Source organism: Pseudomonas sp. WS 5071, assembly GCF_012985765.1.
In the GTDB taxonomy this organism is placed as follows: Bacteria; Pseudomonadota; Gammaproteobacteria; order Pseudomonadales; family Pseudomonadaceae; genus Aquipseudomonas; species Aquipseudomonas lundensis_A.
The window spans coordinates 1-2,839 of the sequence record NZ_JAAQWY010000068.1 but is presented as its reverse complement, the minus strand read 5'-3'; the positions used below and the strand labels follow the sequence as shown (position 1 = coordinate 2,839).

Sequence of the window (2,839 nt, the reverse complement as noted above, 5' to 3'; positions counted from 1 at the left end):
GTCAGGTGCAACGCGAAATTGGCAACCTATCGGCGCCGTCACACTCAACCCAGAGAGGGAGCAGCCGGCAGTGAAAATAGCAGCTTAAAAACACGGCTGACGCGACAACTACCTTGCAAAACGCCGGACGATGGGCGTGTAGGTCGCTTGAATCCAAACAGGGGCTCCGCTTTTGGTAATGCGCCGGAACTCACCGGTGTGAGGTTTCCCTGTTCGCAGATCCTGCCAGAACGCACGGTATTCCAGGCTGTTAGCATATTCGGGAGGCGTAAACAAACTGTGTGGCCGCCCGCGCACTTCCTCCAGGGAATAACCAAGGAGATCAAGGAAGTTCTTGTTCGCGCGCAGAATCTTGCCTTGAAGATCGAATTCAATCACGGCCTGTGTCTGCTCAATTGCCTCAATGACATCGAAAGCACGGTTCTTGCGGAACAGATTGAACATGATTTCCCCTGGGGCTCTATGAAGTTTCAGCTCTCATAATAACGGCTGCCTTAATATAATCTTGAATGCAGAAAAGGCTGTTTGAATCGCCCCGAACCTCTCAGGTTCCCGATGTTACCGACCTTCGAGTAAGTGCCGATATGTCGGAAACCAAGCGGCTTGCGCAGCGCGTGCCCGGTGCTGGCTGGTATACGCGAACCGGCAACGTGGTTTTCCCGAACCGCCACCAAATACGGATAAGCGCAGGATTGCCGCGATGCGCTGCCCTCTCTCTTCGACGGTTGAGCCCCCCCTTAAAGAGAGCTCGCTGCTTGGGTAACGACGAGAGCCTAGATAGCTTGGATTGATGAAGCCTCTTCAAGCTGTACCCTTAGATCGACATTACCACCTCAGATTGAACGCTGATTTACACGTGCCATGAGCTGTTCGGCACTTTCCTTGCGTTCGGAGTACCGGTCGACCAGAAACGCCTTTCGGTCGCGCAACAGTAGAGTGAACTTCACCAGTTCTTCCATTACATCGACCACTCGGTCATAAAACGGCGAGGGTTTCATACGGCCAGCATCGTCAAATTCCATGTAGGCCTTTGGCACCGAAGACTGATTCGGAATAGTAAACATGCGCATCCAGCGACCCAGGACACGCAGCTGGTTGACTACATTGAAGGACTGCGAACCACCACAGACCTGCATAACCGCGAGTGTCTTGCCCTGTGTCGGACGAACTGCGCCAAGAGCTAAGGGAATCCAGTCGATCTGGGCCTTAAACACGGCCGACATTGCCCCATGCCGCTCTGGCGAGCACCACACTTGACCTTCGGACCACAGCACCAAGTCGCGCAACTCCTGCACTTTGGGGTGGTCGACGGGAACATCGTCGGGGAGCGGTAAGCCCGAGGGATCAAAAAGGCGGGTTTCGGCGCCGAAGTGCTCCAGCAGCCGCGCAGCTTCTTCCACCAGCAGCCGGCTGAACGAGCGTTCGCGGGTCGAACCGAAAAGTAGCAAGATGCGAGGCTTGTGTTCGCTTTCTCGCGGCATTGTTTGCGCGTCTTCGAACAGGGAAAGGTCAAGGTTAGGTAAGAGATCTGTCATATCTGCTCCTGCTTAGAGACTGCTGATTTTGTCCAGCTCACGTTTGAGTTCGTCGCGGCTAAGGCTGTCAAAGGGAAGCGCAAGGAAGGCTTTGCAGCGTAACTCGATGCGCGCCAGGGTGGTGAGGAAGGCAATGTCGATGGCAGCTTCGTCCCCCACTACGTCGGAGGGGTCTTCCAGCCCCCAATGGGATTTCAGCGCCGGCCCGAAATACACCGGGCAGTTTTCGCCAGCGGCCTTGTCGCACACGGTAATGACGATATCCGGCAGATTGTCCACAAAGGCGTCATTGCTCTTGCTGCTCAATCCCTCAGTGGAAATACCGGCCTGCTTCAGGGTGCTCAGGCTACGAGGCAGCACTTGCCCTTTTGGAAAACTCCCGGAACTCACCGCTTCGAATCCCTGCGGTGCTAGGTGGTTGAACAGCGCTTCCGAGAGAATGCTGCGGCAGCTATTGGCCGTGCACATAAACAGAACTCGCATGGATTGCTCCTTAAACTTTTGCAGATTTCAATGGCGCCAGCACACGCTCTCCCGTAGCAGCGCATGCCGCAACAACAGTGTTGTGGCAAGACTGCAAATCGGGGTGATATACGAGCTCAGGTTGTAGCTGATGATGTTGGTGTAGATGATCAGCAGCAGGCCACATCACGCACAGGGCGACCGTCCATGTTCTGCAAGCGGGAAGTGTTGTTTTGCAGCCACTGCATGTTGGCTTGCAACGTCACTTGCAGCATTTCGTGCACCCAGGCTGGAAGATCCGGATTGAGACGGTAATAAACCCACTGCCCCTGGCGGCGCCCCAGCAGCAGGCCACTGCTGCGTAACTGGGCGAGGTGGCGGCTGATTTTCGGCTGGCTCTCGTCCAGAGCACACATCAGTTCGCAGACGCATAATTCACCCTGATTGGCGATAAGCAAGGTAGCGCGGACGCGGGTTTCGTCAGCCAAGCTCTTGAACACATCGGGAGGAACAATCATGACCATGACCATTTACATATGAAAAACCGAATATACGTATATCCATATTAGCAATGCAAATTATTTATCAAGCAGGTGAGCCTGCTATCGGACGACTTGTTGAAACAGTCCCCGTGCTTTGCGCAGTAGTAAAGTACGCGCTTGAGATTGAAACCTTTATTCAACGGAAAGATTGCCAGGCTGAGATTTCACGTAGCTGTAGTGGTCTAATGAAACCGGACACCCATTTAGGCGAGAATGCTCGCCAGATCGAGGTGTCAGATGACCAAACAACGCCGTTCCTTTTCTGCTGAATTCAAACGCGAGGCTTCCGACCTCGTGCTC

Annotated in this window: 4 protein-coding genes; all 4 read right to left on the bottom strand. The window is 54.2% G+C overall.

From position 1 onward, the window contains the following. Positions 1-108: 108 nt before the first annotated feature. The 4 genes from HBN61_RS22180 to HBN61_RS22165 all read right to left on the bottom strand — a co-directional run bounded on the left by HBN61_RS22180 (position 109) and on the right by HBN61_RS22165 (position 2,515). Positions 109-444: a PAS domain-containing protein gene (locus tag HBN61_RS22180; protein WP_170047915.1), complete on the bottom strand. Its 336-nt coding sequence runs from the start codon at positions 442-444 to the stop codon at positions 109-111. 389 nt (positions 445-833) lie between these two features. Beyond that, entirely contained in the window at positions 834-1,535 is a 702-nt protein-coding gene (arsH, locus tag HBN61_RS22175; protein WP_094995354.1) for an arsenical resistance protein ArsH, read from the bottom strand. Between the two features lie 12 nt (positions 1,536-1,547). Beyond that, positions 1,548-2,018 carry an arsenate reductase ArsC gene (locus tag HBN61_RS22170; protein WP_170047914.1) on the bottom strand — a complete coding sequence of 157 codons (471 nt, stop codon included), beginning with the start codon at positions 2,016-2,018 and terminating at the stop codon, positions 1,548-1,550. A 149-nt stretch (positions 2,019-2,167) separates the two neighbouring features. After that, the gene (locus tag HBN61_RS22165) at positions 2,168-2,515 is read right to left on the bottom strand and encodes a metalloregulator ArsR/SmtB family transcription factor (protein WP_094995355.1); all 348 of its coding nucleotides are present in this window, start codon (positions 2,513-2,515) and stop codon (positions 2,168-2,170) included. Positions 2,516-2,839 lie beyond the last annotated feature (324 nt).

Excerpts from the sequence above, each read along its gene's own strand:
- HBN61_RS22180 (WP_170047915.1), bottom strand. The coding sequence starts at position 444 with ATGTTCAATCTGTTCCGCAAGAACCGTGCTTTCGATGTCATTGAGGCA.
- HBN61_RS22170 (WP_170047914.1), bottom strand. The coding sequence starts at position 2,018 with ATGCGAGTTCTGTTTATGTGCACGGCCAATAGCTGCCGCAGCATTCTC.
- arsH (WP_094995354.1), bottom strand. The coding sequence starts at position 1,535 with ATGACAGATCTCTTACCTAACCTTGACCTTTCCCTGTTCGAAGACGCG.
- HBN61_RS22165 (WP_094995355.1), bottom strand. The coding sequence starts at position 2,515 with ATGATTGTTCCTCCCGATGTGTTCAAGAGCTTGGCTGACGAAACCCGC.